The sequence below is a fragment of the Nonomuraea sp. K271 genome (assembly GCF_009908215.1).
GTDB classification, from domain to species: Bacteria; Actinomycetota; Actinomycetes; order Streptosporangiales; family Streptosporangiaceae; genus Nonomuraea; species Nonomuraea longispora.
Window position 1 is genome coordinate 1 of sequence record NZ_JAAAHR010000349.1, and the last position, 2,142, is coordinate 2,142.

3 protein-coding genes are annotated in these 2,142 nt (G+C 62.7%); 2 read left to right on the forward strand and 1 reads right to left on the reverse strand.

Going from position 1 to position 2,142, the window contains the following annotated elements; all coding sequences use genetic code 11:
* A partial coding sequence (locus GUY59_RS50420) for a nitroreductase/quinone reductase family protein (RefSeq protein ID WP_138208814.1) occupies positions 1-132 on the forward strand: 132 nt, incomplete at its 5' end.
* 61 nt (positions 133-193) lie between these two features.
* On the opposite strand, the gene GUY59_RS49690 is transcribed toward GUY59_RS50420, so the two are convergent.
* Positions 194-346: a helix-turn-helix domain-containing protein gene (locus GUY59_RS49690; RefSeq protein ID WP_236668170.1), complete on the reverse strand. Its 153-nt coding sequence runs from the start codon at positions 344-346 to the stop codon at positions 194-196.
* A 520-nt stretch (positions 347-866) separates the two neighbouring features.
* On the opposite strand from GUY59_RS49690, the gene GUY59_RS46790 reads away from it, so the two are divergent.
* Complete coding sequence (locus tag GUY59_RS46790) at positions 867-1,430, forward strand: response regulator transcription factor (RefSeq protein ID WP_161715133.1); 564 nt, start codon at positions 867-869, stop codon at positions 1,428-1,430.
* Positions 1,431-2,142: the final 712 nt, after the last annotated feature.

A 2,142-nucleotide genomic window follows, 5' to 3' on the forward strand; every position in this document is an offset into this window, starting at 1 on the left:
CGCGCGCGTACCGCCGAAGGGCCGGAACGGGAGCGGCTCTGGCGCATGATGACCGAGCTCGCGCCGGTCTACCACACCTACGAGGCCAGGAGCCGCAGGCAGATCCCCGTGGTCGTCCTAGAGCACAGCTGACCAAGGCGGGGTGCCGTTAACCAACGCGCTATTAGCCGCCAAGTAGGCGCTGACCTGGGATTTAGCCGCCCGTCTCCAGTTCGACTCGTGCTGCTGATTGTTCGACGGCAGGGCGGCCCGTGGCGAGTTCGGGCACGTACTTGTAGATCGTGGAGCGGCTGACGTTCAGCAGCCGGGCGATCGAGGACACCGTGGCGTTGGGCTGGGTGAGCAAGGCGCTTCTTCTCCGAAAAGACCATCCGGTCCCGGCGATGACTATCGATCCGGGGAGGCACCACACGCGCAAGGTGACCTGGTCGGTCGTCATGACAGGCCGGCATCCGGCTCCGGTCCTCGTCCCGCCCGATCAACGATGCGTGCCGCTCGGGGCACCTGGACGGATGGCATTATCGGCGCAGAGCCGCCGCGACTGCCGCCCGAGCCATAGCCTCCGTGAGCCACGTCCCGTCCGCTCTCGCGGCGAGAGTGGACGGATTGCAAAGACCTGTGAACTCAAGATCATGGTGCGACAGAGACGTTGCTCGTATGATTCTAATTGAAATTCATTTCTACTCACTGTCACGGCGACCTCAACTCGGCCGTGATGTTGGCGCGCTGCTCGATTCCCCCGCTGCGTCGGCATGGCAGAGAGCATGGCTGTGGGGAATCGGGGCATCCATGAATACACGCGTGATCCGACTCTTCGTCGGTGGAATCACGCTCTTTATACTTGCCAGCTAGTTTCGCAAGGAAACATGAGCATACACATCATCGATGCTTCTCCAGTATATGTCATTGGGCTCGTTCACGTGCTGACCGGCGCTGGCCTGACAGTGTCGGGGATCAACGCCCCGCCGGCGCCCTTGCCCACTCACAGCACTGGCGCCTTTCTCGTGGATCCTTCCGTGCTCGAGCCTCCCGCTGCGGCCCGCTACGTGGCGGACGTGGCGAAGGTCGGTCCGGTGCTGGTGTTGGAGATGGGCATCCCCGAAGAACAGCGATCGATTTATCTGGGCGCCGGCGCGTACGAGGTGTTGGACAAGATAAGGGAGCCTAAAACGTTGGTGGAGACCGTCCAGGCCATGGTTGCGCAGGAGGCCGCACAGTCCACGCACAAATCGGCGCCCGCGCTTTCCAATCGAGAAAGCCAGGTCCTCCAGCATATTTCACGTGGGCTGACCCACGGGCAGGTGGCACGTCGACTGGGAATCAGTCAGCACACTGTGGACACTTATGTCAAGCGGGCCCGCTTGAAACTCAGCCTGGGCAACAAGGCAGAGCTCACGCGCGCCGCCTTGTTTCAGGATTTCGATAACTGACCGATGTCTGAGCTTGACCTTCAAGTGCGCCACATGCGCGGATGGTGAGGTTGTTGTGCAGGTAACCTTGCTGGATGCGTTGCTGGGCAGGAGATGAAGGTCTGGCCCTTCGGCGTCGCCCTGCGGGGAGAGACAGACGTCAAACCGCCTCAAGCTGCGTTGGCTAAAGACTGCCGGGTGAGCGTTGAGGAAAAGGAAAAGGCGCACGTGATGCGTGAGGTGCGGACCGGAAAGGCGAGCGCGAGCGAACCGTCCGAGGACGCGTCGAAACAAGTAGATGACATCCAAACCGGGGTGGTTGCAAAGGCCCGGGATGAGCCTGGCGGGTGCCCGCCTATTGGCCAGGTGGTGTCCGGCGTAGAGGCGGCGCGAGTCCGGTGCGGCTTCTGCATGGAACCTGGGAAGGCGGATGCCGACACCGTTGTTCTGGGCCGTGCGCGGCCTGGGCGGCGTGAGATAGCGCGCCGAGCGGCAGAATCCGTGAGGCGCTGAGTACCGTCGCGGCGTCCGTCGGCGGACCGGCTCGTAGTAGCGGTGAAGCCCTGGTAATCGGGGTGGAGCGAAGGGGCCGGCTCATGTATCCATTCAGAGGGCGTTACGCGAGGCGAAGTCCATGATGTCACAGTGTGATCGGATGGATTTGTAGCGTTACCGCCCGTCGGCGGGCTGCCCTGTGCTGGGATAGCCGGGTGAACGAGCGCAAGCCGTACCC

Bases quoted from the DNA above. Each gene is read 5' to 3' on its own strand.
- GUY59_RS46790 (WP_161715133.1), top strand. From the start codon at position 867: ATGAGCATACACATCATCGATGCTTCTCCAGTATATGTCATTGGGCTC.